The organism is Nocardiopsis moroccensis, assembly GCF_055763695.1.
Window position 1 is genome coordinate 4,052,689 of sequence record NZ_CP199747.1, and the last position, 25,547, is coordinate 4,078,235.

A 25,547-nucleotide genomic window follows, 5' to 3' on the forward strand; every position below is an offset into this window, starting at 1 on the left:
CCTGCCGCAAACACACCCGAAAGCGTGCGAACGGCACACACTACCCCGCCCCGCAGACCCCACCCACCAACACCGACCGACCGTGTGAGGAAGCAGTGACTGGCACTCCCGACGCGGACGCCCCGGCCCCGCGCACGTCACCGCCGATCATCGCGGTGGACGCCATGGGCGGCGACAACGCCCCCCAGGAGATCGTGCACGGTGCCGTCAGGGCCGTGCGCGAGCTGGGCCTGCGCGTCCTGCTCGTGGGGCGGCGGACCGAGATCGCCGCGATACTCGCCGAGCAGGGTGCGCTGCGCGACATCCCGGTGGTCCACGCCGAGGACGACATCGCGATGCACGAAGGGGCCCTGGCCAGTTGGCGGCGTCCCCGCTCCAGCGCCGCGGTGGCCTGCCGGCTGATCCGCCGGGGCGACGCCCACGCGCTGGTGTCCGCCGGGTCCACCGGCGGGATCGTGGCCACCTCCACGGTCCGGCTGCGCACCCAGCCGGGCGTGCTGCGCCCGGCCCTGGCCGTGACCCTTCCCACCGGAAGGGTGCCCACCATCATGGTGGACGCCGGGGCCAACGCCGACGCCAAACCGGAGATGCTGGTCCAGTTCGCGCACCTGGGCTGTGCCTACGCGCAGACCGCCTTCGGCGTGGAGCGGCCCCGGGTGGGCATGCTGAACATCGGTTCGGAGCCGGGCAAGGGGAACAAGCTGATCCGCAGGGCCGGTGAGCTGCTCGCCGGCGCCGCGGAGGGCTCCGAGACCATGGACTTCCGCGGCAACATCGAGGGGAACGACCTGCTCTCCGGGAAGGTCGACGTGGTCGTCACCGACGGCCACAGCGGCAACGTGGCCCTCAAGACCATCGAGGGGACCGCCGCCTTCACCATGGACGCCGTCAGGGAGGCGCTCACCTCGTCCACCGCGGCCAAGGCTGGTGCGCTGCTCCAGCGCGGCGCCCTGAGGAGGCTGCGCGAGCGGTTCGACAGCGAGACCTACGGCGGCGCCGCCCTGCTCGGCCTGACCGGCACGGTGGTCATCGCGCACGGCGACAGCCACCCCGAGGGCATCGCGCACGCCTGCCGGCTCGCCCACGACCTGTCGGGCGGCCGCCTGGTCGACCAGATCCGCCGGAGGGTGCACCCCCGCTCCCCGAACTGGCTGCACCGCCGCAGCGAGGACCGCTGACCGGGACCCGGTCAGGGTCTGAAGGCGCGCACGTAGGCCTCCTGCTCCGGGGTCTCCACCGCGTGCGGGGAGTAGTGCTCGCGCACGTAGGACACGGCTTCCCCGGCGGGGAGCCCGTCCAGCACCGCCAGACAGGACAGCGCCGTCCCGGTGCGGCCGCGACCGCCCAGGCAGGCCAGTTCCACCCGGTTCCGCCCGGCCCGTTCCAGGGCCTGGCGGAACCGGGCCCTGGCGTCGGCGGCGTCGGTGGGCAGTCCGAAGTCCTCCCAGCGCACCCAGTGGTACGTCCACGGGAACGTCGGCGGCTCGTGGCCCAACAGGTACAGGGCGAACTGGGGCCCGGGCCCCTCCGGCAGCGGGTACCCCAGCCCCCGGCCGCGGACGACCCGGCCCGAGGGCAGCCTCATCAGCCCGGCGGCCCCCGGCTGCCACGGATCACTCTTGCGATCACTCATCGGAAGAAGATATCGGGCCGCCACGGCCCCGTAGGGGAGCGATGCGGCCCGGTAAACGACTGGCTGGAAGGGCACGGCCGGTCGGTAGGCTTAGCACCATGGCCGACCCGCAGGAAGTACTCTCGCGACGGGTCCAGTCCGCTCTCGGCGCCGCCTTCGGCCCCGAGTTCGCCGACACCGACCCCGTCATCCGCCCGTCCCAGTTCGCTGACTACCAGGCGAACGCCGCACTCGCGCTCGCCAAGCGCCTGGGCCGAAAGCCCCGCGAGGTCTCCGCGGCGATCATGGAGCACCTCGACGTGTCCGACGTCTGCCGTGACGTCGAGGTCAGCGGTCCGGGTTTCATCAACCTCACGCTGCGCGAGGACTGGATCGCCGACCAGACCCGCCGGCTCCTCGACGACCCCCGCGTGGGCGTGCCCGTGCAGGAGCGCCTGAACATCCCGCTCGACTACTCCGCGCCCAACGTGGCCAAGGAGATGCACGTCGGGCACCTGCGCACCACGGTGGTCGGCGACTCCCTGGCCCGAACCCTGGAGTTCCTGGGCCACAACGTCATCCGGCAGAACCACATCGGTGACTGGGGCACCCCCTTCGGCATGCTCATCGAGCATCTGCTGGAGGTCGGCGAGGAGTCCGCCGAGGCCGACCTGCTCACCACCGACCCGAACGCCTTCTACCAGGCGGCCCGGACCAAGTTCGACTCCGCGGGGGAGGACCCGGACGACTTCGCCGCCCGTGCGCGCCGCCGGGTGGTCGCCCTGCAGGGCGGCGACGAGGAGACGCTGCGCCTGTGGCGCAAGCTGGTGGACCTGTCCAGGGTCTACTTCAACAAGGTGTACGCCAAGCTCGGTGTGACCCTCGACGACGAGGCCCTGGCCGGTGAGAGCAGCTACAACGCGATGCTCGCCGACGTGTGCGAGGAGCTGGAGGCCAAGGGCATCGCCGAGGTCAGCGACGGCGCCCTGTGCGTGTTCCTGGACGGCTTCACCGGCCGCGAGGACAAGCCGGTTCCGCTGATCATCCGCAAGAGTGACGGCGGCTACGGCTACGCCACCACGGACCTGGCCACCGTCCGGTACCGGGTGGACGACCTCAAGGCCGACCGCATCCTGTACGTGGTCGGCGCCCCGCAGGCCATGCACTTCAAGATGGTCTGGGCCACCGCCCGCAAGGCCGGGTGGCTGCCGGAGGGCGTGGAGACCACGCACGTGCAGATCGGCAACGTGCTGGGCAGCGACGGCAAGATCCTGCGCACCCGCAGCGGCGCGCCGGTCCGGCTGATGGCGCTGCTGGGCGAGGCGATCGAGCGGGCCGCGACCGTGGTCGCCCAGAACCGCCCCGACCTGGACGCCGAGAGCCAGGCGGAGATCGCCTACAAGGTCGGCATCGGCGCGGTGAAGTACGCGGACCTGTCGGTCTCGCACGACACCGAGTACGTCTTCGACTTCGACCGCATGCTGGCGCTGACCGGCAACACCGGGCCGTACCTGCAGTACGCGCAGGCCCGGATCCGGTCCATCTTCCGCAAGGGCGGGGTGGACCCGCAGCGGATCGACGGCCGGATCACCGTGTCCGAGGACGCCGAGCGCGAGCTCGCGCTCAAGCTGCTGGGCTTCGGTGCCGTGGTGGCGCAGGTCGGCGACCTCCTCCAGCCGCACCGCCTGGCCACGTACCTGTTCGAGCTGGCGCAGAGCCTCACGGTCTTCTACGAGCACTGCCCGGTGCTGACCGCCGGGACCGATGCCGAGCGCGAGTCGCGGCTGGCGCTGGTCTCCGTGGCGCTGCGCGTGCTGGTCCAGGGGCTGGACCTGCTCGGCGTGGAATCGCCCGAGCACATGTAGCGGACCGGGGCGGGCCGCACGGGCCCGCCGACCGGTCGAACTCGGGAGGGCCGGGGCAGTGCGCCCCCGGCCCTCCCTTCGTGTGTCCGTGCAGCCGATCGCGTGTCCGTGCTGACGGGGCGGCCGGACCCGACCGTGACCGAAATCCCCCTGGCTGTCCGAGGCCCTCCGGCAAGGGGTGATCCGCCGTGCCAGAGGCGGTTCCGGGACTTCCCGGGCAAGGCGAGTCGAATGTCTCTCCGCAGGTCGGAGCGGAACCCAGGGTCGTGGTCAGGGGGCGGACCTAAAGTGTGCTGACCAATGTCTTACATCGGACAAAAGGGAGTTATTGCCCATGACATCCGCTCCGACGAGGTTCGGCCCGGGCACCGGTACCTGGCACCTCGACCCGCTGCACTCCAGTCTGATCTTCGTCGCCCACTACCTGCGCTTCGGCCGGGTCCAGGGCGCCTTCGGCCAGGCCGAGGGACAGGTCCACGTGGCCGAGGACCCCACGCGGTCCTCGGTGGAGGTCGTCATCGACGCGGCGAGCCTCAACACCGGGGTCAACGCCCGCGACGCGCACCTGCGCTCCGCCGACTTCCTGGACGTGGACCACCACCCCCGGATCCGCTTCACCTCCACCGGCGTCGAGCCGGTCAGGAGACAGAACTCCTTCCGCCTGCACGGCGACCTCGAACTGCACGGCACGACCGTGCCCGTGGTCCTGAACTCCGAGTGGGTCGGCGAAGCCCCCGACCTGGGCTCCCCGGACGACACCCACGGCCACTTCTTCTCCGCCACGACCCAGATCAGCCTGGCCGACTTCGGGGTCGGCGACGGCGGCGGCACCCCCTGGGGCGGCCGTATCGTCGGCGACACCGTCGACATCGTGCTGGAGGTCCGCCTCCAGAACCAGGACCCCGCGCCGTTCCTCGAGCAGATCGGACACACGCCCTGAGCGCACCGCCCGGAGCACGTGCCCGACCACACACGGCGGTCCCGCGCCTCAGCCCCTGAGCAGGGCCTCGACCTCGTCCCGCGAGGCCATCGACGAGCTGGCTCCGTGCCGTCCCACGGAGATCGCGGCAGCGGCCGCGGCGAACTCCATCGCCGCACGCGGAGTCCGTCCCTGCGCCCTGGCGACCGCGAACGAACCGCAGAAGGTGTCGCCGGCCGCCGTGGTGTCCACCGCCTCCACCCGGCGCGCCGGAACGTGGACCGGCTCCTCGCCCCGGCGCCCGTACAGCGACCCGTCCTCGCCGAGCGTCAGCAGCACCTCGGGAACCCTCTCCAGCAGCGCCGCCAGAGCGGCGCGCGGTTCGGTGTGCCCGGTGATCGCGGCGGCCTCGTGCTGGTTCGGGACCAGGACGTCCACGTTCTCCAGGAGTTCCTCGGGCAGCTCCCGGGCGGGGGCGGGCGTCAGATAGACCGGTACGCCCAGGCCCCGGCCCAGACGAGCGCCGGCCACCACCGCGGCCATCGGCAGCTCCAGTTGGAGCAGCAAGGCCGCGGCTCCGCTCACCAGAGCCTCGTCGCCCTCGGCCACCCCGGCCTCGCCGTTGGCACCGGGCACGACGATGATGCGGTTGCCGCCGTGGCCGTCCACGACGATGTGCGCGATCCCGGACACCCCGGGAACCGTGCGCAGTCCGGTGGCGTCGATCCCGCTCCGGGCCAGGTTGGCACGCAGTTCGCTGCCGAAGGCGTCGTCACCGACAGCGCCGAGGAAGGCCACCTCGGCCCCGGCCCGCGCGGCCGCCACCGCCTGGTTGGCACCCTTGCCGCCGGGAACCTGCCGGAAACCGGTGCCGGTGACGGTCTCACCGCCGTCCGGCACCTCGTCCACGTAGGCCACCAGGTCCATGTTCACGCTGCCGAGGACGGCCAGGCGCGGCGCCGCGTCCGCTTCGGTACTCATCCGGGAACCCACTTCGCTGCTCACTGTTCCGCTCACTTCCTGGGCCGCTCGACCGGCCGGCTGTCGGCACCGTCAAGGGCGACGATGACCGGGGCGTGGTCGGAGGCGCCCTTGCCCTTGCGCTCCTCACGGTCGATGCTCGCGCCACTCACCCTGGCCCGGAGCGCGGGCGAGGCCAGCACGAAGTCGATGCGCATGCCCTTGCGTTTGGGGAAGGCCAGCCCTTTGTAGTCCCAGTAGGTGTACACACCGGGGCCGGGGGTGTGATCGCGCACCACCTCGGCGAAACCGGCGTCGACCAGCCCGGCGAAGGCGGCCCGTTCGGGTTCGGTGACGTGGGTGAGCCCCTCGAAGGCGGCCGGGTCCCACACGTCCTCGTCCTGCGGGGCGATGTTGAAGTCGCCGGTGTAGGCGATCTGCGCCTCGGGGTCCTGTGCCAGGCTCTCGGCGCCCGCCTGGCGCAGGGCCTCCAGCCAGCGAAGCTTGTAGGCGTAGTGGGGGTGGTCGACCTCGCGGCCGTTGGGCACGTACAGGCTCCACACCTGGACGCCGCCGCAGGTGGCGGCGATGGCGCGGGCCTCGGGCTCCTCGGGATCCCCGTAGCCGGGCTGGCCGGGGAAGCCGATCCGGACGTCCTCCAGCCCCACGCGCGAGGCGATCGCGACCCCGTTCCACTGGGAGAGGCCGTGGTGGGCGACCTCGTACCCGCGGTCGGTGAAGACCGACTCGGGGAACTGGTGGTCACGGGCCTTGGTCTCCTGGACGGCGAGGACGTCGATCTCGCTCCGGTCCAACCAGTCGCCGATCCGTTCGGCCCTGGCACGGGCACTGTTCACATTCCATGTCGCGATACGCACAGCCAAAGGCTAGAGGATCGCGCCGACGACCTGGCCGGACACGGAGGAACCCCGGTGCGGCCGTCCTCCGCACCGGGGTTCGGCGACTCCCGGCACATGCACGGTTGGTTTCCGTCGCGCCCCGTTGGACGGCCGACCCACCCAAACGGTTCGCATTGCGCGCAAGGTTTTTCCCCGGAAATGGGGAGAAAACCGCCCGCGGAGCCGTGATCAGGGACTCCGTCGAACCGGACCGCACGGGACGGCGGGGGCCGGTTGACGGCAACGGGCGTCAGACACCACGACCACGGGTACGGCTGTGACACGGACCACAACCGCCATTCCCTCAGTGAGGTGAACGCGCCCATGTCGACGGTCGAACCCGCTTCCGGCACCAACCAGGACCCCGAACCCGAGGTCGACGAACGCAGGGCACGCCAGGTGGCCGAACAGGCCCGGGAGAGCGGTTGGAGCCAGCCCAGCTTCGCCAAGGAGCTGTACCTGGGCCGCCTGCGCCTGGACCTGATCCACCCCCTCACCGAACCCGACGAACCCTCCCGTCGGCGCGGTGAGGCCTTCCTCGCCGAGCTACGGCAGGTCTGCGAGGGCATCGACCCCCAGCAGATCGAACTCCAGGAGCGCATCCCCGACGAGACCATCGCGGCCCTGCGCGGGATCGGCGCGTTCGGAATGAAGATCCCCGCCGAGTACGGCGGGCTCGGCCTCACCCAGGTCTACTACAACCGCGCCCTGATGCTGGTCGGCTCCGTCTCACCGGCGATCGGCGCCCTGCTCTCCGCGCACCAGTCCATCGGCGTCCCCCAACCGGTCGCCATGTTCGGCACCGAGGAGCAGAGGAACACCTTCCTCCCCCGCTGCGCCGAAGGCGCGATCAGCGCGTTCCTGCTCACCGAACCGGACGTCGGCAGCGACCCGGCGCGGCTGCGCTGCACGGCCACGCCCGCGCAGGACGGTTCCGAGTACGTGCTGGACGGGGTCAAGCTGTGGACCACCAACGGCGTGGTCGCCGAGCTCCTCGTGGTGATGGCCCGTGTGCCCGAGGGCCGCGGCCACCGCGGCGGCGTCACGGCCTTCGTCGTCGAGGGCGACTCGGCCGGGATCACCGTGGAACACCGCAACCGCTTCATGGGGCTCAAGGGGCTGGAGAACGGCGTCACCCGCCTGCACCGGGTGCGGGTGCCCGCCGCCAACCGGATCGGCAAGGAGGGGCACGGGCTGCGGATCGCCCTGTCCACCCTCAACACCGGCCGCCTGTCCCTGCCCGCCATGTGCGCGGGCGGAGGCAAGTGGGCCACCAAGGTCGCCCGTGAGTGGGCCCGTGAACGCGTCCAGTGGGGGCGACCGGTGGGCCGACACGAGGAGGTGGCCAAGAAGCTCTCCCTCATCACCGCCACCACCTACGCCATGGAAGCCATGCTGGACCTGTCCAGCCAGATGGCCGACGACGGGCGGCACGACATCCGCATCGAGGCGGCCATCGCCAAACTGTGGGCCTCGGAGATGGCGTACACGATCGCCGACGAACTCGTCCAGGTCCGCGGCGGGCGCGGTTTCGAGACCGCCGGTTCCCTGGCCGCGCGCGGCGAGCGCGGGGTGCCCGCCGAGCAACTGCTGCGCGACCTGCGGATCAACCGGATCTTCGAGGGAAGCACGGAGATCATGCACCTCCTGATCGCCCGCGAGGCGGTGGACGCGCACCTGTCCGTGGCCGGGGACATCATCGACCCCGACACCAGCCGGTCCGACAAGGCACGCGCGGTGGCCCGGGCGAGCGGGTTCTACGCCAGGTGGCTGCCGACCCTCGTGGTCGGCCAGGGACAGGTGCCCTCGGCCTTCGCGGAGTTCGGACCGCTCGCCGCCCACCTGCGCTTCGTCGAGCGTTCCTCGCGCAGGCTGGCCCGGTCCACGTTCTACGCGATGTCGCGCTGGCAGGGGAAGATGGAGGTCAAACAGGGTTTCCTCGGGCGTGTGGTGGACATCGGCGCCGAACTGTTCGCGATGAGCGCCGTGGTCGTACGCGCCCGCGCCGACACGGACGCGCACCCCGAGCGCGACACCACCCCGTTCGAGCTGGCCGACGTGTTCTGCCACCAGGCCCGGCTACGGATCGACACCCTCTTCGAGGGGCTGTGGTCCAACACCGACGAGCTGGACGGCAAGCTCGCCCGCCGCCTGATGGACGACTCCTACACCTGGCTGGAGGAGGGCGTCCTCGACCCGTCGCTCCCCGGTCCGCTGATCGCCCCGGCCGCACCCGGCCCCTCCGAGAAGGAGGACCAGCACCGCCGGATGGGCTGACTCCCGCCCGGGGATCCTGTCCCCGGGAATGTCGTCGGCTGGGCCTACGGTGATCAGATGCCTGCACCGCACCCCCGCCGCGACGCGGAGTTCTCCCTGTCCCAGGCCCGTCGGATCGCCCTGGCCGCCCAGGGTTTCCACGACCCGCGCCCCGGCTCCGAGCCCACCCTCGCCCATCTGGCGCGCGTCGTGCGCCGAGTGGGGCTGCTCCAGATCGACAGCGTGAACGTGCTGGCCCGCAGCCAGTACCTGCCCGTGTTCGCCCGGTTGGGCGGCTACGATCCCGCGCTGCTGGACCGGGCCGCCACCACCACGGCGGGCAACAGCCCGGCGCGGCTGGTCGAGTGCTGGGCGCACGAGGCGAGCCTGGTACCGCCCGCCACCCACCGCCTCATGCGGTACCGCATGGAACGCAACCGCGCCCAGGAGCGGGTGGGGTGGATGAACGGCATCCGCGAGGACAGGCCCGAACTGGTCAAGGCGGTGCACGAGGAAGTGGCCCGGATCGGTCCGGCCACCGCCCGCGAGGTCGAGGCCGCCCTGGCCCACGACGTGCCGCGCGCCAAGGACCACTGGGGTTGGAACTGGTCCGAGGTCAAGAAGTGCCTGGAGTACCTGTTCTGGATCGGCGACCTCACCTCCAACGGCCGCAACACCCAGTTCGAGCGCCGCTACGACCTGCCCGAACGTGTTCTGCCCGCCGAGGTGCACGCACTGCCCCACCCGTCACCGGAGGAGGCCCACCGCGAGCTGGTGGCGATCGCCGCCCGCGCCCACGGGATCGCCACCGAGCCCCATCTGCGTGACTACTTCCGACTCAAGGGGAGCGAGTCCCGTGCCGCCGTCGCCGACCTCGTGGACTCCGGGGAACTCGTCCCGGTCACCGTGCGCGGCTGGGGCCGCCCCGCCTACCTGCACAAGGACGCCCGCGTCCCCCGCCGGGTGGACGCCCGCGCCCTGCTGAGCCCCTTCGACTCACTGGTGTGGACGCGCGACCGCGCCGAGGAGCTGTTCGGTTTCCGGTACCGGTTGGAGATCTACGTGCCCGCCGCCAAGCGGGTGCACGGCTACTACGTGCTGCCGTTCCTGCTGGGCGAGGACCTGGTGGCCCGGGTCGACCTCAAGGCCGACCGCGCCTCGGGCACCCTGCTCGCCCGACGGGTCACCCTGGAGGAGGACGCCCCCGCCGAGACCGTGCCCGAACTGGTGGAGCAGCTGAAGGAGATGGCCGCCTGGCTGGGCCTGGAGAACGGCGTCGGTGGCGAGGGGCTGGACTCCCCCCGAAGGTGATCCGGAAACGGCCCCGAATGCGCGGGCCGGGTCTGCCATGATCTGGTGCATGCCAGAGATTCCAGACACGGCGAAAAGACTGGCCCTCCTCCCCGGAGCCGCGACCCTGCTCCTGACCGCTGGTTGTGCCCAGGGCGAGGAGACGGACGAGGCGGCTCCCGAGGTGGAGGCCGCGGTGGAAACGGAGAAGACCGAGGAAGCGGCCGAGGAGCCGCAGCGGGAGTACACCTCCATCCCGGCCGACGGCGAGCTCGCCTGGCTCGTCCCCGAGGACCTTCCGGCGTGGACGGACAGCGGAGGCGGCGAAGAGGGACTGGCGGTCTTCGTCCGGGACGGGTGCAGCGTCACCCTCAACCTCATGGAGGGGCACGCCAAGCAGTCCGAGGAACTGGGCCGCGACCCCCAGGACAGCGCGTTGCTGTGGCTCACGGCCCCGGGGGACGTGTTCGGCGACGACCTGACCGACACCCCCATCACCCCGCTCGACCCGGTCGAGGTCCCCACAGACGACGGGGAGAGCGTGGAGTTCACCGCCGTGGAGACGGTGAACGAGGAGACGGACGCCGGTTCCCGGGCCGGAGTCCTCTGGCACGGCGACGACGAACTCCGCTTCGTCCAGTCCTGCGGTATGCCCACCGGTTCCTGGGAGGACGGCCAGGAGCACGTGGACGCCTTCCTCGACGACCTGCTGGTGACGGTCCCCTGATGCGGAACGTGACGCTGGGCCGCACCCCGGGTCCAGGGTGCGGCTCAGCGTTCGGGGACCGGGGTCAGACGCGCTCGATGCGGGGGCCATACAGAGAGGCTTCCTCCGGCAGCGGGGAGAAACCCTCCAGCGCCGCGGCGGCACGCAGGTTCTTGTCGAACACAGCGCATGAGGTACATCCCGGGTCGGCCGACCGAACGGCCTTGGCGGAGGCGAGCTGCACGGCGTCGTAAGCTCTCAGGCCGTGCACCGCCGTCAACCGAACCGCCTCCTCGAGGATATCGGCTGTGACCCTGACCGCCGAGAGGCGCCGCTCCTCACCGGGGGCGCCGAAGTAGTCGGCCTCGAACTCGGCCACCAGGACCCGCGTGTCCTCGGCGCCCAGTTCCCCCATCCTGTGTTTGCGCCAGAGGGCGGCGGGGACCTCGACCCTGGTCATCTGCGACACCACCAGCGGCTGCGCCAGGTCCCGAACGGCCTGGCTGCCGTACTCGTCCGCGTACAGCTTGACCACAGCGGACGTGTCAGCGAAAACGCTCATTCGCGCCCTTCCGCCACGAGGTCCTCCAGCTGGGTCCCCCCGCCCGCTGCCCGGCGGGCCCTCTCGACGGCTTCACGGCTGGGGCGGGAGCGCTGGGTGCCCGAGGAGTCCAGCAGCCCGGCCTGCGCGAGCTTGGCACGGACGGCCCGTGCCTCGTCGCCCTCCAGGTCCGGATCGGTCACCGCCCGCATCACCCGGGTCACGTACTCGTTCAGGCTGACACCGCGGCGTTCGGCAGAGCACTTGACCCTGCGCATCAGCTCTTCTTCGGCTCTCCACGTCATCTGACTCATGACCGCAGCCTAGATGCATGCATGCCTGCAGGCAAGAGTGTTCCCCGCAGTCGGCACGGCGCTGGGCCGCACCCCGGGGCCGGGGTGCGGCCCAGCGTTCGGGGACCGGGGTCAGACGCGCTCGATGATGGTCACGTTGGCCTGGCCGCCGCCCTCGCACATGGTCTGGAGGCCGTAGCGGCCGCCGGTGCGGTGCAGCTCGTTGACCAGCTTGGTCATCAGGACGGAGCCGGTGGCGCCCAGCGGGTGGCCCAGGGCGATGGCGCCGCCGTTCGGGTTGACCTTGGCCGGGTCCGCGCCGAGCTCGTCGATCCAGGACATCGGGACCGGGGCGAAGGCCTCGTTGATCTCGGTGACGTCGATGTCGTCGATGCTCAGGCCCGCCTTCTCCAGGGCGATCCTGGTCGCCGGGATCGGGGCGGTGAGCATGTAGACCGGGTCGTCGCCGACCAGCGAAAGCTGGACGACGCGGGCCAGCGGGGTCAGGTTGTGCTGCTTCACGGCGCGCTCGGAGGCGATGAGCAACGCGCCGGCGCCCACGGAGACCTGGCTGGCGACCGCGGCGGTGAGATCCCAGTCCTCGCGCAGCGGCTTGAGCCCGGCCATCTTCTCCAGGGTGGTGTCGGGGCGAATGCCCTCATCACTGCTCACCCCGGCGATCGGGGCGATCTGGGAGTCGAAGTAACCGGCCTCCTGCGCGGCGGCGGCACGCTTGTGGCTCTCCAGCGCGAACTCCTCCAGCTGCTCGCGCTTGTAGCCCCACTTCTCACACATGAGCTGGGCGCCGCGGAACTGGGAGATCTCCTGGAATCCGTACCGCTCGATCCAGCCCTCGCCGTACAGCGGGAGGTCGTTGTCCATGGCGAACTGGACGTTGGCGCCCATGGGGACCATGCCCATGTTCTCCACGCCGGTCGCCACCACCAGGTCCTGGGCGCCGGACATGACGCCCTGTGCGGCGAAGTGGATGGACTGCTGGGAGGAGCCGCACTGGCGGTCGATGGTGACGCCGGGAACGGTCTCGGGAAGACCGGCGGACAGCCACGCGGTGCGGGCCAGGTCCAGAGCCTGCGGACCGGCCTGGCTGACGACGCCCATGATGACGTCCTCGACCGCCGCCGGGTCGACCCCGGTGCGCTCGACGAGCTCCTTGAGGACGTGCGCCCCCAGGTCCGCCGGGTGCACGGCGGCCAGCGCACCCTTCTTCGTGCCGACGGGGGTGCGTACTGCTCCGACGATGTAGGCCTCGGCCACGGGGTCCTCCAAGGGGCGTGGAATGTGACGTCCTGCTGAACCGAACTGTATTCGGTTTTGCCTCCCTGGCAAGACCCCGCCCCCGTCTTTCGGGTTCCCGCCCAGTTCAGGGCGGGTGTGGCTCGGAAGGCCGGCCGCGGCGGCGCTGCCTCAGTGCGGGCCGCGGTCGAAGCGGCGTTGGCCCTGGCCTGGGGCGTCGTCCTCGTCGCCGAGGGTGCCGCCGGTGACCCGCTCCAGAACCTCGACCACGTCCGGGTGCTCCCGGGGGCCGAAGTCGGCCAGCAGTGAGCGCAACGCCGTCCGCTGGGCCTCGTACAGGCTCCGCACGGCGTCCTCGCCCCGCCAGTTGAGCTCCCACGGTTCACCCTCGTCGGCCAGGTAGCCCGCCTCCAGCATCTCCTGGTGCACGTCCCGCCAACGGGAGGCGTCCAGCCCGGACATCCGGACCAGATCGGCCACGGTCAGCGACCCCCTGACCCCGAGGTGGCTGAGCGCCCAGCAGGCCTCGGTGGAGACCTCCAGACCCGCGGCCTCGCGCAGCCGCGTGTACATGGTCTCCGCCCCCTCGGCGCCACAGGCCGCGTAGACCTCGCGCTCCACCTGCTCCATGGCGCTGCGGCTGGGCGAGGCCACCGGGGACACCGCCTCGTTCAGGTCCGGTGCCCGGATGGTGGTGCGCAGCGGTACCTGCCTGAGGAACAGGGCCAGGACCAGTCCGGCCAGGGCGACCGGAACCGCCCACAGGAACACCGTGTCGATGGCGTCGGCGTAGGCGCCCAGGAAGCTCGCCTGGACCTGCGGCGGCAGCCGGTCGATGGCGCTCGGGTCGCTCTCCAGGGAGCTCGGATCCACCCCCGGCGGGAACTGGACACGGCCGGCGCGCTCGGCCAGGTTCGCGGCGAGCCGGCCGGCGAACACCGCACCGAAGACCGCTGTACCGAAGGAGCCGCCGATCGACCGGAAGAAGGTCGCCGAGGAGGTCGCCACCCCCAGGTCGTCGTAGGAGGCGGCGTTCTGCACTACCACGACCACCACCTGCATCACCAACCCCAGCCCGGAGCCGAGGACGAAGAAGTAGGCGCTCATCTCCAGCATCGAGCTGTCCTGCCCCATCCCCGACATCAGGAAGAGCCCGGCCGAGGTGAGCGCCATACCGGCGATCGGATAGGCCTTGTAGTGACCGGTCCGGGTAACCAGGCGGCCACTGGTGATCGAGGTGAGGAACATGCCCGCCACCATCGGGAGCAGGTGCAGGCCCGAGGCTGTCGGCGAGAGTCCGTGGACGACCTGGAGGAACAGCGGCAGGAACGCCATCGAACCCATCATCGCGAAGCCCACGCAGAAGCCGATGGCCATGGCGACGACGATGGTCGGGTCGCGGAACAGGCTGAGCGGCATGACGGGGTCGCTGGCCCGGCGGGCGGTGAGCCACCAGCCGACGCCCAGGACCAGACCGCCCGCGGCCAGAGCGATGATCTGCCAGGACAGCCAGGAGTAGACACCGCCGCCCCAGGAGGCCACGAGGGTGAGGCAGACGGCGGTGGCGGCGAGCAGCACGATGCCCGCGTAGTCGATGTTCCGGCGGCCGACCGGGACCTGCCGGGGCAGTACGGCCAGGACGGTCAGGAAGGCGACCAGCCCCAGCGGGAGGTTCACGTAGAACACCCACCGCCAGGACAGGTGGTCCACGAACAGGCCGCCCAGTAGGGGTCCGGCCACACTGGAGATGCCGAAGACCGCCCCGAACAGGCCCTGGTACTTGCCTCGTTCCCTCGGTGAGACGACGTCGCCGATGAGCGCCGAGGCGAGCACCATGAGTCCGCCGCCGCCGATCCCCTGGAACCCCCTGGCCAGTACCAGTTGGAGCATGTCCTGCGCCATGCCGCACAGCGCCGAGCCCAGGAGGAAGATCGCGATGCACCACAGGAACAGCCTCTTGCGGCCGAACTGGTCGCCGAGCTTGCCCCAGAGCGGGGTGCTGGCGGTGACGGCGAGCAGGTAGGCGGTGATCACCCAGGACAGGTGGTTGAGGCCGCCGAGGTCGGAGACGATCGTGGGCAGGGCGGTGGAGACGATGGTCTGGTCCAGGGCCGCGAGCAGGACGGTGAGCATGAGGGCGGTCATGATCAGCGCGATCCGCCCCCCGCGGTACTCACCCCGGTCCCGCTGGTCGGCCGTACTCTCCCTGGCCATCGAATCGCCTCCCCCTGGTCGGGCCGTGCCCGGATCTCCGACGACCCCGCTGCGGCCAGACTAGGAACCCGACCCCGCCGGACCACCGGGAACCGCCCAGCCGACCAGGAACTTTGCCCCGGCTTGCCCCCGTCTCTTCAAAACCGAATTCGATTCGGTTACCGTGTGGGAACACCAGTGATCCCCGACACCCTCCGGAGCAGCGCATGAAGCGGGAACTCTTCGACGCCGACCACGACCTCTTCCGCGAATCGGTGGCCGAGTTCCTCAAGAGGGACGTGGCTCCCTTCCACGACCAGTGGGAGAAGGACGGCATCGTGCCCCGCGAGGTGTGGGTCAAGGCGGGCCGGGTCGGCCTCCTCGGCCACGGCGTGCCCGAGGAGTTCGGCGGCACCGGGCTGCACGACTACCGTTACAACCAGATCGTCAACGAGGAGATCTGCCGAGCACACGCCAGCGGGCTGGGCATCACCCTGCAGAACGACGTCATGGCGCCGTACATGGTGGGGCTGACCAACGACGAGCAGAAGAGGCGCTGGCTGCCCGGCTTCGCCAGCGGCGAGCTGATCACCGCCATCGCGATGACCGAACCCGGCACCGGCAGCGACCTCCAGGGGATCAGGACCTCCGCGGTCCGCGAGGGGGACGAGTTCGTCCTCAACGGCAGCAAGACCTTCATCACCAACGGCATCAACGCCGACCTGGTGATCGTGGTCTGCCAGACCGACCCCGAGGCCGGGGCGCAGGGCTTCTCACTCCTCGCCGTGGAGCGGGACATGCCCGGCTTCGACCGGGGCCGCAACCTCGACAAGATCGGCATGAAGGCGCAGGACACCGCCGAGCTGTTCTTCGACAACGTGCGCGTCCCGGCCGCCAACCTGATCGGCACCGAGGGCCAGGGCTTCATCCACCTGCTCCAGAACCTCCCCCAGGAACGGCTGTCCATCGCCACCTGCGCGGTCGCCTCGGCCGACCAGATGCTCCAGCACACCATCGACTACTGCAGGGAGCGCACCGCCTTCGGCCGTTCGATCGGGCGCTTCCAGAACACCCGTTTCGTCCTGGCCGAGTTGGCGACCGAGGTGGACCTGGGCCGCACCTACGTCGACCGGGGCGTCGAGCTGCTCAACAAGGGTGAACTGACCGTCGAGGACGCCGCCAAGGCCAAGTGGTGGACCACCGAAATGTGCAACCGGGTCATGGATCGGTGCCTTCAGCTTCACGGCGGGTACGGGTACATGATGGAATACCCCGTGGCACGGGCATGGCAGGACACCCGGGTCCAGACGATCTACGGTGGCACCACCGAAATCATGAAGGAGATCGTGGGCCGGGGCCTGGGACTGTAGACCCCCCAACCCGAAGGGTCCGGAGCATGAGCGGAGCGTGGGACGGCCTCATCGTGATGGGGCTGCTGGTGGTACTGCTCGTCATCGCCGTGCGCAAGCTCCGGCCGAGGATCCACATCCCCTGGGCGACCAGCGGCATCGTGGTCTTCTTCATCTTCGTCTGCCTGCTGCTGTGGGCCTGGTCCAACCGCTGAACCCGCACCGAAGGCCCGCCGCCCCGAGGAGTGGCGGGCCTTGACGGCGTCCGGAGGGAGAGCTGGGCCCGGTGGACGGTCCGAAGGCGGGTAAGGACCGGACGGCCGGACCCGGCCGCGGTGGTCAGGGGATCAGGGGGCGTACGGGGCGAAGTCGACGCCGTCGGGGAGCGCCCTGGCCAGGGCGCCACCGAACCGGTCGTCCCTGAGGTCGAGCTGGGCGGACCCGTAGTCGGCCGTCACGAAGACGTCCCGGATGCCCTCGGGGTAGCCCTCCCAGCCCACCAGGGCCGGGTACTGCCACTCGCCGTGGTGGTTCTCCGGCGGGTCGTCGTGATGGGCGGCGAACCGGAAGGCGTGGGTCGAGAAGCCGTCCTTGTGGTAGACGATCTTGGGGTGGGTGCCCTCCCACAGGACGTCCTCGGCGGCCCGGGTGTCGTAGTCGCCGTGGGCGGAGGCGGACACGTACCGGGCCTCGTCGTCGAGCACCCACACGACGACGTGTTCCAGGTCGTGCCGGTGGCCGCAGCAACCGGGCAGGACCTGGTCCTTCTCGAAGTAGAGCGCGTACATGTAGGCGCACCACCCGCTGCCGTCACAGCTGGCACGGGAATAGGAATTGGTGTTGTCCAGGTCGGACCGGTCCCGGCAGTTTCCGTTCAGCGCCCCCGTGGTCTTGAGCCCTCCGGCGATACTTCCGTCCGGGCCGACAGCCGGGGTGGAATAGCAACCGTCCGTGTCGTAGTCGAAGGCGGGCTGCCATTTCGCTTCGGCCTCGGACGAATTCGCAGGAAGAGCGGGCGGAGGCGCCGCGAAGGCCGGGGTGGCGAGTGCGACCACCAGACCCAGCGCCCCGAGGAGGGACACGCCGCCGCGCAGACCGGACCCCAACAGGGACCGACCGGATCCCGAGAACCTATCGGGACTTTGTTCCATGAAGGGATCCGGGGAGCCCGGAACCGATTTCACTCCCCCGGAAGACAATGCGCGCACCACCATTCGAGCAGCCGGATCGACCCTTTACCACTGGATAAAGTAACCAGCCGACTACAAGCAATCAAGGAGGGTTCGCTGCATTTTTTTCGCAGGCTGAAACGGGTTTACGTCCGTACGGTCCCCGACCAGGGAAAAGGACCCGGAACGGAGCGGCCGGCCTCGGCTGCCGGCAAAGGAGGGTGCGGCCCGGCGGGGCCGCCGCCTACTCCTCGTCGTCCTTCTCCGCCTCTTCGACCCCGTCATCGCCGTGCATGGGCATCTCGAACCAGACGGCCTTGCCGTCCGGGGTGGGCCGGGAGCCCCAGCGGCTGGCGAGCTGCTCGACCAGGTACAGACCACGACCGCCCTCGTCGTCGGCGGCGGCGCTGCGGATCCGGGGCAGGCGCAGGTCGTGGTCGAAGACCTCCACCCACACCGCGCTGGCCCCCCGGCGGAGTCGGAGCAGGAACTCCTTGTCCCCCGGGTCGTCGCTGGACTCGTCCTCCTCGGCGACCGCCTCCAGCAGGTCGCTCCAGTCCTCGTCGAACTCGTCTACCGCGCCGCCCGGGTCGAGCGGGGACTCCGAGTCCAGGACACCGCTACCGGTGAACTCCCGGTGCACAGGATGCGGGGTGGCGTGGATGACCACGTTGGTGACGATCTCCGAGACCAGCAGACAGGCCAGTTCGGCCTGGTCGCGGTCGACGCCCCACTCCTTGAAGGTGTCGGCCGCCAGGTGCCGGGCCGCGCCCACCGTGGACGCCTCCGAGGGGAACCAGCCCTCGCGCAGGGCGAGCTCCTCGGAGTGGGTGCGCACGACCAGGAGCGCCGTGTCGTCGTCCAGTTCGCCCGGAACGCTGTGCACCGCGGCCTCGGCGATCTGTTCCACGTCCTTGTCGGCGACCTCGGAGACCCGTTCGGTCAGCCGGGCCAGCGCGCGCTCGGGGTCGGCCCTCCCGCCGACCGGTCGCCGGTCCACCATGCCGTCGGTGTACATCACCAGGGTCGCGCCCAAGGGAAGACGCAGGTCGGCCTGGTGGTAGACGATGTCCTCACCGGAGCCGCCCCTGGCGCGCACGCCCAGCATGCGGTCGGTGACCTCCAGGTCGAGGGCCTCGACCGACTCCGACGTGATGAGCAGCGGGGAGGCGTGCCCCGCGTTGGCGTAGGACAGCTCCCGGGACCAGGCGTCGTAGACCATGTAGAGGCAGCTGACGCTGGGGATCCAGACGCCGCCGTTCCCGTCGGGGGTGCCGAGCTGGCGTACCCACTCGTCGAGTTCGCGCAGGATGTCCGCGGGCTCCCGGTCGGCCTGGGCGAAGGCGCGCAGGGCGGCACGCAACTGCCCCATGACGGCGGCGGCGTGCGGCCCCCGGCCCTCGACGTCGCCGATGACGAGGCCGACGCGGCCCGCGGAGAGCGGGATCGCGTCGTAGAAGTCGCCGCCGACCTGGGTCTGGACGCCGTGCCCGTGTGCCTGGAGCGGCCCTGCGGGCAGGTAGCGGTGGGCCAGGGTCAGCCCGTCCAGGGGTGGGAAGTGGCTGGGCAGCAGACTGTTCTGGAAGGCGAGCGCGGTGCTGCGCTCCTCCTCGAAGAGGCGGGCGTTGTCGATGGCCAGCGCGACCCTGGAGGCGATGGCGCCGACCAGGTCCCGGTCGAAGCCGCCGTAGGTGGTCTTCTGCCGGGGCGAGAGGCCGGAGAGCGCCAGGGTGAGCACACCGAGGACCTCGCCGCGGGCCCGCAGCGGGGCGGCGATGGCGGAGGTGACGCCGACCTGCCGGGAGACCCGGTCGGAACGGTCGTTGGGTGAGTTCTCGTAGAGGTAGTCGCTGCTGACGACGGTCTCCAGGCGACGCATCGCCTGGGTGACGAAGTGGCGTTCGGGGTAGCGGACCTCGTCTCCGACGTCGAACCAGGTCCGGGGCGGCGGGGACCAGCCCTCGGCGTGCACGGAGACCTGTCTGACCAGGCGGTCGTGGTCGTAGAGGTCGATGAAGCAGTGGTCGGCGAACTGGGGCACCAGGATCCCGGCCACGCCCTTGACCGTGGAGTCGAACTCCAGCGAACTGGCCAGGCGACTGCCGATCCGTTCGAGCAGGCCGTACTGTTCCTCGACCCGGCCGCTGCGCAGGGCCTCGCGGGCGATCAGGGCGATGCCGTCGATCTCGCCTGCGTTGTCGTGCATGGGAACGGCCTGGGCCCGTACGTGGATCCAGGTGGAGTCGCCCTTGAGCACGGCGAAGGTGCCCTCCCAGGGTTCGCCGCGCAGGACGCGGCGGGCCAGCTGGGAGGCGTGTTCGCGGTCGGACTCGTGGATGCCGATGTCCAGCAGGGACAGGCCGACATAGTCGCGTCCGCCGACGAACCCGAAGAGTTCGCGCGCGTACGGGTTCCAGTAGCGAAGGAGGCTGAACCGGTCGATGACGACGATGGCGATCTGGGCCTGGTCGACGACCTCGGCCTTGGCTAGCGCGCCGCTCTCCCGGAAGGGCTCACCCCACCGTGTCATCTAGCCGCCACCTCGCCGTCATGAGCTGCGCACATGCCCGCTCCGGGTACTCCGAACGACCGCACCTTGGGGCGAGCGTAGCAACACCGCCAATGTTCCCGCAGCGCAATGAGACAATCCCGATGAGCAACCAATCAACGTGTACGGACGTTTCACGGCTTGGCGACGAAGATGTGCCCCGCGACGTCGGCGGGGATCTCGGTGTCCTCACCTTCGCCGATGACGCGCACTCCGTCGTCCGAAGCTCGCAGTACGACTTCCTGCCCCGGTTGTACCCCGGATTTGCGCAAGGTGAGCATGATGTCGGCGTCCGGCTGGAGTTGTTCACTGATGCGGCGCACGGTGACGGTGCTCTCCGTCTTCGAGGCCGCGTCGATCATCGGCACGATGGAGTCGTCGGTGAACGGCTCGGGTGCGTAGCCCTCCAGGCCGAGCTCCTCCAGCCCGGGGATCGGGTTGCCGTGCGGGCACACCGACGGGGCGTTGAGCAGCGTGACCAGACGCTCCTCCACGGCCTCCGAGATGACGTGCTCCCAGCGGCAGGCCTCGATGTGGACGTCCTCCCAGGGCAGCCCGATGACGTCGACGAGCAGGCGCTCGGCGAGCCGGTGCTTGCGCATGACGTGGGTGGCCAGCCTGCGGCCCTCGGCGGTCATCACCAGGTGTCGGTCGTTCTCGACCCGCAGCAGGCCGTCACGCTCCATCCGGGCGACGGTCTGGCTCACCGTGGGGCCGCTCTGGTGCAGGCGTTCGGCGATGCGGGCCCGAAGCGGGACAATGCCCTCCTCTTCGAGCTCGAAGACCGTACGGAGGTACATCTCCGTGGTGTCGATCAGCCCGTGTGCGGTCAAGACTCCCCTCCCAAGGCTCTGCGCCCGGCGCGCGGTCACGGCGGGCACGGCAGGTCTCTCACAACACAGGCCGGGACCACGTGATTCCCTGGGGCCGAGTGGGGACCGGGGCGTCCGCAGGACCGCGGGAGCGACCACCGATACGCCAAGCATATCGCGGTGCGACGGGCCTGGTTTTCGACGCCGTCTCACGATGCGGACACACTCGGCCCGGGCGACCCCGGCCGGGCAAGGGTCCGAGGTCACAGGCGTGCAGGGTATCTGGTTGAAACGTGAATTATCCAAAAGACCCTTGCGGATCTCCCCTGCAGGCCCCATCATCTCCCGAACCCGCCCGCGACGCGACCAACATCACCCCCGGCCGGCGTTCCCCGCACCCCTGACCGGCCGGCTGTGCTCACCCGGGCCGCGCCTCAGGGCGCCAGGCGCTCGATCTCCCAGCCGCCGTCCTCGACCAGCAGGTAGCGGAAGCGGTCGTGCATGCGGTCCTCACCGCCCTGCCAGAACTCCACCTCCGAGGGGAAGAGCCGGAAGCCGCCCCAGTAGGCGGGCCTGGGGATGGGTTCGTCCGCGGCCCACACCGAGTCGAACTCGTGGAAGAGACGGTCCAGTTCGTCCCGGTCCGCGACCGGTTGGGACTGGCGTTCGCTCGCCCAGGTCCCCAGTTGGGAACCGCGCGGGCGGGAGGCGAAGTAGAGGTCGTTCTCCTCGTCGCCGAGCCGCTCCACCCGGCCCGCGAACAGGACCTGGCGGCGGATCGCGTGCCAGGGGAAAACCACGCACGCACGGGGATCGGCGTCCAGCGCCCGGGCCTTGCGCGAGGTGTAGTTGGTGAAGAAGCGCAGCCCCGCACCGTCGTAGCCCTTCATCAGCACCGTGCGCGAGCGCGGCATCCCGGAGGGTTCCACCGAGGACAGCACCATCGCGTTGGGTTCGGCGAGACCCGATTCGCAGGCCTCGTCGAACCACAGGTGGAACTGCTTCATCGGGAGGTCGGCGAGACCGGAACGGCGCAGAGGCTCACCCATGTACGGTTTCCGCAGTTCGGCAGGGTTCTGGTGATCCACACGACGCATACTCTCACGCCGGTCATCGCGCACCTTCGGGGACCACGGGCAGACACTGGGCGCCCGGTTCGGCGGTGTTGGCGTTACGCATCCCGCACCGCTGGACGACGTGCTGGCGCTGCCGCTCCCCGGTCTCGGGGTTGCGCACCGCCGGGCCGACCAGCACCAGCTGCACCATCCGGCCGTCGAACCAGTTGCCGTCGTTGTCGGCGTCGAACTCGATGTAACCGGAGACCCCGGTGAGGTTGCCGGTGTCCTTGATCGCCCCGTGCAGCAGGTCGCGCTGTTCCTCGTACTGTTCCCGGGTCCGCAGGTACGGGTGCCGGTCCAGCCCGATCCACCGCAGCGGGCTCTTCGCCGTCAGCTCCTCCCGGGTAAGGCCGGTGACCGGAAGCGCCTCGGAGACCACGAGGAGGGCGTCGCTCGCCACGGCGGCGTGCGCGATCGACGGCAGGTCCGTCTTGGGCGCCAGGACCACCTCCCCGTCCTCGTCCTCCTTCTCGTACAGGTCACTCACCAGGGTGTCGATGTCCTCGTAGAACCCCTGGTCGCTGCCGCCCGCGTCGTTCCCCGGGACGCCTTCCTGGCCGCCCCAGGGGCCGCTGGGCGCCAACGGGGTGTAGAACACCGAGTGGTGGTCGGCGTTGCTACCGATGAGCCCCTCCTCGTCGGAGACGAACTTGGAGATGTCGTCACCGCCGAGGATGGTCATGTGCCCGTCGACGCAGTCCTGGCCGCCGGTTCGGATGAACCTGCGGTAGAAGCCGGTGAAGTCGTCGGAGCGGCCCGCGTAGTAGAGCAGGTCCGGTGGGTCGTCGTCGGTGCACAGGCGTTCCAGCTGCTCCGCGTAGGTGGTGTCGGTCTCCGGGTCGCCGGTCTGGTAGAGCAGGACGCCCTCGCCGTCGTACTCGTCGCCGTCGAGCCCCTCCGCGCCCTCCCACACGGTGCCGCCGCCCTCCCGGAAGGCCGCGATGAACTCCCTCGCCAGGTGCGGACCGTACTGTTCGTGCTTGCCGCCCTCGGCGTCGGTCTGGGCACTGGCGATGGCCACCGCGGTCTCGTGCGCCTCCAGCCCGCGCTCCACCCCGTCGGTCCCGCTCCAGGGCACCCCCTGTCTGGCCCAGTGGGCGGCCTGCTCCGCGACACGTGTGTTGGCCGGGGCGATCGGAAAGTAGAACTCGCTGTGCTCCCGCGCGCCGTACTGGGCTACGTCGTCGAAGGTGGCGGTGGTCCCCACCATGGGGATCGAGGCCTCGCCCACCTTCCGGATGGCGCGGCTGTTGGGGACGACGCTGTGGCCGAACCCGACGGCGGCGATCGGGCGGTCCATGCCCAGGCCCTCGTCCTCGGCACGGTCCACGATCTCCTGGGCGGTCACCAGGGAGTGCTCCCAGTCCCGTCCCGCGTTGCCGATGAGGAGTTTGATCCGGGGGTACCTGGCGTCCTTGATCCGGTTGTGCTCGCGCTGTTGGTACGCGAGTCCCAGGAGTTCGCCCTGACCCCCCGCGAGGTTGGGGTCGGCGGGGTCGGCGACATTCAGTTCTGCGATGTGGGCGATGGTGACGTAGGGGTCCCCGCTGGCGCTCACCGCCTCGTTCTGTTCGTGGATGAGCTCGGTGACCTCCTCCAGCCGATCGTGGAACACGAAGTCACCGAAGGTGACCCCGACGCACTGCCTGCCCATGCGCGTGATGCCGTCGGGTTGGCTGACCCCGTCCTGGACACAGGGACGCAGCGCCTGCACCTGAGCGGGCACGAACACCACCCCGAGCAGGATCGCGACCGCGGTCGCCCCCGCGATGCCGGCGGTCCACGCCCCGGCGAGGACCGGACCGCTCAGCACCCACTCGGGGGTGCTGCGCCACGACCGCTCCCTGAGCCCCTGCGGCAACGGCGCGACGGGTTGCGAGACGAGGCGTTCGGTGCCGAGCACCCCGGCCAGGTACCGCCGGCGGGCCCACGCCCGCACCGCCCCGGTCCCCCGCCCCGTCCCGGTGAACTCGGGAAGGGACTCGTGGCGGGTGGCGTCCACGGCGCCGCCGACCAGCGGTTCGGTCCCGACGTCGCGTACCTGTACCAGCAGCAGGGGGTCGGGGAAGGCCCTGCGCAGGCGCTCCTCCTCGATCAGCCAGACCAGGTAGCGGCCGACCCGGCCCAGGCGCTGCTGGTCGTACACGAGCACCGGCCTGGACCTGCGCCGGTGGCGCAGCCGCCGCCGGTTCGCACCGTAGGCCTGGTGCAGGTCGTCCAGAAGGGCGTTGACCGCGATCCGGTGGGTGCCGGGCGGCCGCGTGTCCCCGTCGATGCGCGCGCGGTCGCGGGCGGGGTTGTTGAGCTGGTTGAGGAGGTGGACCCCGTGCGCACGGTGGCGGCCCGTCGCGCCCTCCTCCGCGTCCTGGTCGGAGCCGCTCCTGCCGTTCTGGTCCATGACGTAGCGGTGGCGGTGCAGCCAGAAGTAGGACCGCCAGGGGAGGAAGAAGAAGAACACGGTGAGCAGGTAGACGGCGACCAGGACCGCGCCGACCAGGACCGAGACGAGCTCGTTGACCTGCTTCGCGGCCAGGCCCACGAAGGCGAAGGTGAAGGGGGCCGCGGCGACGACCAGGGAGACGACGAAGGCGAGCGGGGTGAGGACCTTCTCGTCGAGGAAGCCGAAGGTGGCCTTGCCGGAGGCCTGGGTGACCAGGCGGGAGGTCTGGGCGGCGCTGCGGGCGAGCGCCCGCCAGTAGACCACGAAGCGGCTGCGGACCAGTTCCCAGCGGCTGGGCGCCGTCACGGCCCCCGGCGCCTCGGCGGCACGCTGGGCACGGTCCAGGAGTTCGTCCCTGCGTGCGCGGGCGCTGTCCAGGCGGACCTGGCGGAGTTCGTTGATCACCTCCACCTGCGCCCTGCTGCTGTTCTGGAGGGTGCCGTGCTCCTCGGTGGTCTCACCCTTGGCGAACCGGTCCCGGACGCTCTTCAGGTCGCAGCGCCGGAGCCATAGCAGGGAACGGGACCGGGCGAACCGGGGCGCGGGCACGGGTTTGCGTCCGCGCGGCAGCTCGGGCGGATCGTCCATCCACGCGAAACCGCCGTCCACCAGCCGTTCCAGGAGGTCGTACAGCTCCCTGGTGGTGACGTCGGAGTCCTCGTCCTCCGGGCGCCGGCGGGGAGGTGGGGGCGGCGGGGGCGAGCCGGTTTCGGCGCTGCGGGTCCACCAGGGCCAGCGCGGACCCCGCCCCGCGGGGGGCCGCGCCCCCCGGGCGCCGCGGGCCTCACCGCCGGGGGCGCCCGTGGTGTCGGGGTCCTTCCCGCCGGTTCCGCCGCCCTCCTCGGGGATTCCCTCCGGTAGCAGCCACACCGGGCCGACGGCGCACTCGCGTACCAGCATGCGCTGGACGGCAGCGCGGTCCGAGGGGCTCTCGACCGCCAGGTCCAGGACGGGCGGGGGTTCGGCGACGTCCGAGCGTTGGAGTTCGCCCTTCTGGGCGGGGTGCCGACGGGCCACCCGGCGCTCCATCCGCCGGATCCTGGTGTGCTCCGAGCGTGGCGGGCGTCGGCGCAGGTCCTCGAAGACCCGGATGAAGGTGGGTCTGTCCGGCTGCTCCTTCTGGGTGCCGGGTGTCTGGTCGGGCACTCGGAACCTCCCTCCACGCTCGTACCGTGCTCGCCACCCCCCTGACAGCCGCCCCATTAGACAGCAAAAGGGACCCGGGGTTCATCCCTTTTGCCGGTATTAACGCTGACCCATATCGGCCAGAACCTCGGGTGTGAGAATGCGTTGGAGCCGTCACGTGATTTCACGGCGGCAATT

Annotated in this window: 20 protein-coding genes; 8 read left to right on the forward strand and 12 right to left on the reverse strand. The window is 70.6% G+C overall.

Annotated elements, in window-relative coordinates; translation table 11 throughout:
* Positions 1–95 precede the first annotated feature (95 nt).
* Complete coding sequence (plsX, locus tag ACUKCB_RS18020; protein WP_473036767.1) at positions 96–1,178, forward strand: phosphate acyltransferase PlsX; 1,083 nt, start codon at positions 96–98, stop codon at positions 1,176–1,178.
* Between the two features lie 11 nt (positions 1,179–1,189).
* Here the strand turns inward: plsX and ACUKCB_RS18025 are convergent, their stop codons facing one another.
* A complete protein-coding gene (locus tag ACUKCB_RS18025) occupies positions 1,190–1,633 on the reverse strand; it encodes a protein-tyrosine phosphatase family protein (RefSeq protein ID WP_473036768.1) in 444 nt (147 codons plus the stop codon).
* Between the two features lie 98 nt (positions 1,634–1,731).
* On the opposite strand from ACUKCB_RS18025, the gene argS reads away from it, so the two are divergent.
* Both argS and ACUKCB_RS18035 read left to right on the forward strand, forming a co-directional pair.
* A complete protein-coding gene (gene argS / locus ACUKCB_RS18030) occupies positions 1,732–3,477 on the forward strand; it encodes an arginine--tRNA ligase (protein ID WP_473036769.1) in 1,746 nt (581 codons plus the stop codon).
* A 334-nt stretch (positions 3,478–3,811) separates the two neighbouring features.
* Positions 3,812–4,417, forward strand: coding sequence for a YceI family protein (locus tag ACUKCB_RS18035; RefSeq protein WP_473036771.1), 606 nt, complete (start codon positions 3,812–3,814; stop codon positions 4,415–4,417).
* Between the two features lie 48 nt (positions 4,418–4,465).
* Here the strand turns inward: ACUKCB_RS18035 and ACUKCB_RS18040 are convergent, their stop codons facing one another.
* Positions 4,466–5,377: a ribokinase gene (locus tag ACUKCB_RS18040; RefSeq protein WP_473036773.1), complete on the reverse strand. Its 912-nt coding sequence runs from the start codon at positions 5,375–5,377 to the stop codon at positions 4,466–4,468.
* 32 nt (positions 5,378–5,409) lie between these two features.
* Positions 5,410–6,234 carry an exodeoxyribonuclease III gene (locus tag ACUKCB_RS18045; RefSeq protein ID WP_473036774.1) on the reverse strand — a complete coding sequence of 275 codons (825 nt, stop codon included), beginning with the start codon at positions 6,232–6,234 and terminating at the stop codon, positions 5,410–5,412.
* A 345-nt stretch (positions 6,235–6,579) separates the two neighbouring features.
* Here ACUKCB_RS18045 and ACUKCB_RS18050 point away from each other — a divergent pair, with 345 nt between their 5' ends.
* Genes ACUKCB_RS18050 through ACUKCB_RS18060 form a run of 3 tightly spaced genes read left to right on the forward strand, consistent with a single transcriptional unit; the run spans position 6,580 to position 10,528 of the window.
* On the forward strand, positions 6,580–8,532 hold the full coding sequence (locus ACUKCB_RS18050) for an acyl-CoA dehydrogenase family protein (RefSeq protein WP_473036775.1): 1,953 nt from the start codon (positions 6,580–6,582) through the stop codon (positions 8,530–8,532).
* Positions 8,533–8,589: 57 nt separating this feature from the next.
* Positions 8,590–9,822 carry a winged helix-turn-helix domain-containing protein gene (locus ACUKCB_RS18055; RefSeq protein WP_473036776.1) on the forward strand — a complete coding sequence of 411 codons (1,233 nt, stop codon included), beginning with the start codon at positions 8,590–8,592 and terminating at the stop codon, positions 9,820–9,822.
* 49 nt (positions 9,823–9,871) lie between these two features.
* The gene (locus ACUKCB_RS18060; protein WP_473036778.1) at positions 9,872–10,528 is read left to right on the forward strand and encodes a hypothetical protein; all 657 of its coding nucleotides are present in this window, start codon (positions 9,872–9,874) and stop codon (positions 10,526–10,528) included.
* A 64-nt stretch (positions 10,529–10,592) separates the two neighbouring features.
* Here ACUKCB_RS18060 and ACUKCB_RS18065 read toward each other — a convergent pair whose 3' ends face one another.
* The 4 genes from ACUKCB_RS18065 to ACUKCB_RS18080 all read right to left on the reverse strand — a co-directional run bounded on the left by ACUKCB_RS18065 (position 10,593) and on the right by ACUKCB_RS18080 (position 14,809).
* A complete protein-coding gene (locus ACUKCB_RS18065; RefSeq protein ID WP_473036779.1) occupies positions 10,593–11,069 on the reverse strand; it encodes a type II toxin-antitoxin system VapC family toxin in 477 nt (158 codons plus the stop codon).
* On the reverse strand, positions 11,066–11,362 hold the full coding sequence (locus tag ACUKCB_RS18070) for a toxin-antitoxin system HicB family antitoxin (protein WP_191268842.1): 297 nt from the start codon (positions 11,360–11,362) through the stop codon (positions 11,066–11,068). The genes ACUKCB_RS18065 and ACUKCB_RS18070 overlap by 4 nt, the downstream gene beginning before the upstream one ends.
* Positions 11,363–11,473: 111 nt before the next feature.
* Positions 11,474–12,616, reverse strand: a complete 1,143-nt coding sequence (locus ACUKCB_RS18075) for an acetyl-CoA C-acetyltransferase (protein WP_473036781.1) — start codon at positions 12,614–12,616, stop codon at positions 11,474–11,476.
* A 150-nt stretch (positions 12,617–12,766) separates the two neighbouring features.
* The gene (locus tag ACUKCB_RS18080) at positions 12,767–14,809 is read right to left on the reverse strand and encodes an MDR family MFS transporter (RefSeq protein WP_473036782.1); all 2,043 of its coding nucleotides are present in this window, start codon (positions 14,807–14,809) and stop codon (positions 12,767–12,769) included.
* A gap of 206 nt (positions 14,810–15,015) precedes the next feature.
* On the opposite strand from ACUKCB_RS18080, the gene ACUKCB_RS18085 reads away from it, so the two are divergent.
* Both ACUKCB_RS18085 and ACUKCB_RS18090 read left to right on the forward strand, forming a co-directional pair.
* Positions 15,016–16,158 carry an acyl-CoA dehydrogenase family protein gene (locus tag ACUKCB_RS18085; protein WP_473036783.1) on the forward strand — a complete coding sequence of 381 codons (1,143 nt, stop codon included), beginning with the start codon at positions 15,016–15,018 and terminating at the stop codon, positions 16,156–16,158.
* Between the two features lie 26 nt (positions 16,159–16,184).
* The gene (locus tag ACUKCB_RS18090) at positions 16,185–16,352 is read left to right on the forward strand and encodes a hypothetical protein (protein ID WP_191268851.1); all 168 of its coding nucleotides are present in this window, start codon (positions 16,185–16,187) and stop codon (positions 16,350–16,352) included.
* A gap of 132 nt (positions 16,353–16,484) precedes the next feature.
* Here ACUKCB_RS18090 and ACUKCB_RS18095 read toward each other — a convergent pair whose 3' ends face one another.
* The 5 genes from ACUKCB_RS18095 to ACUKCB_RS18115 form a co-directional block, all read right to left on the reverse strand.
* Positions 16,485–17,288, reverse strand: a complete 804-nt coding sequence (locus tag ACUKCB_RS18095) for an NPP1 family protein (protein WP_473036784.1) — start codon at positions 17,286–17,288, stop codon at positions 16,485–16,487.
* Positions 17,289–17,550: 262 nt separating this feature from the next.
* The gene (locus tag ACUKCB_RS18100; protein ID WP_473036785.1) at positions 17,551–19,836 is read right to left on the reverse strand and encodes a SpoIIE family protein phosphatase; all 2,286 of its coding nucleotides are present in this window, start codon (positions 19,834–19,836) and stop codon (positions 17,551–17,553) included.
* Positions 19,837–19,988: 152 nt separating this feature from the next.
* Positions 19,989–20,687, reverse strand: a complete 699-nt coding sequence (locus ACUKCB_RS18105; protein ID WP_473036786.1) for an iron-dependent transcriptional repressor DtxR — start codon at positions 20,685–20,687, stop codon at positions 19,989–19,991.
* A 413-nt stretch (positions 20,688–21,100) separates the two neighbouring features.
* Complete coding sequence (gene pdxH / locus ACUKCB_RS18110) at positions 21,101–21,754, reverse strand: pyridoxamine 5'-phosphate oxidase (RefSeq protein WP_473036787.1); 654 nt, start codon at positions 21,752–21,754, stop codon at positions 21,101–21,103.
* Between the two features lie 22 nt (positions 21,755–21,776).
* Entirely contained in the window at positions 21,777–25,370 is a 3,594-nt protein-coding gene (locus ACUKCB_RS18115) for an ABC transporter substrate-binding protein (protein WP_473036788.1), read from the reverse strand.
* Positions 25,371–25,547 lie beyond the last annotated feature (177 nt).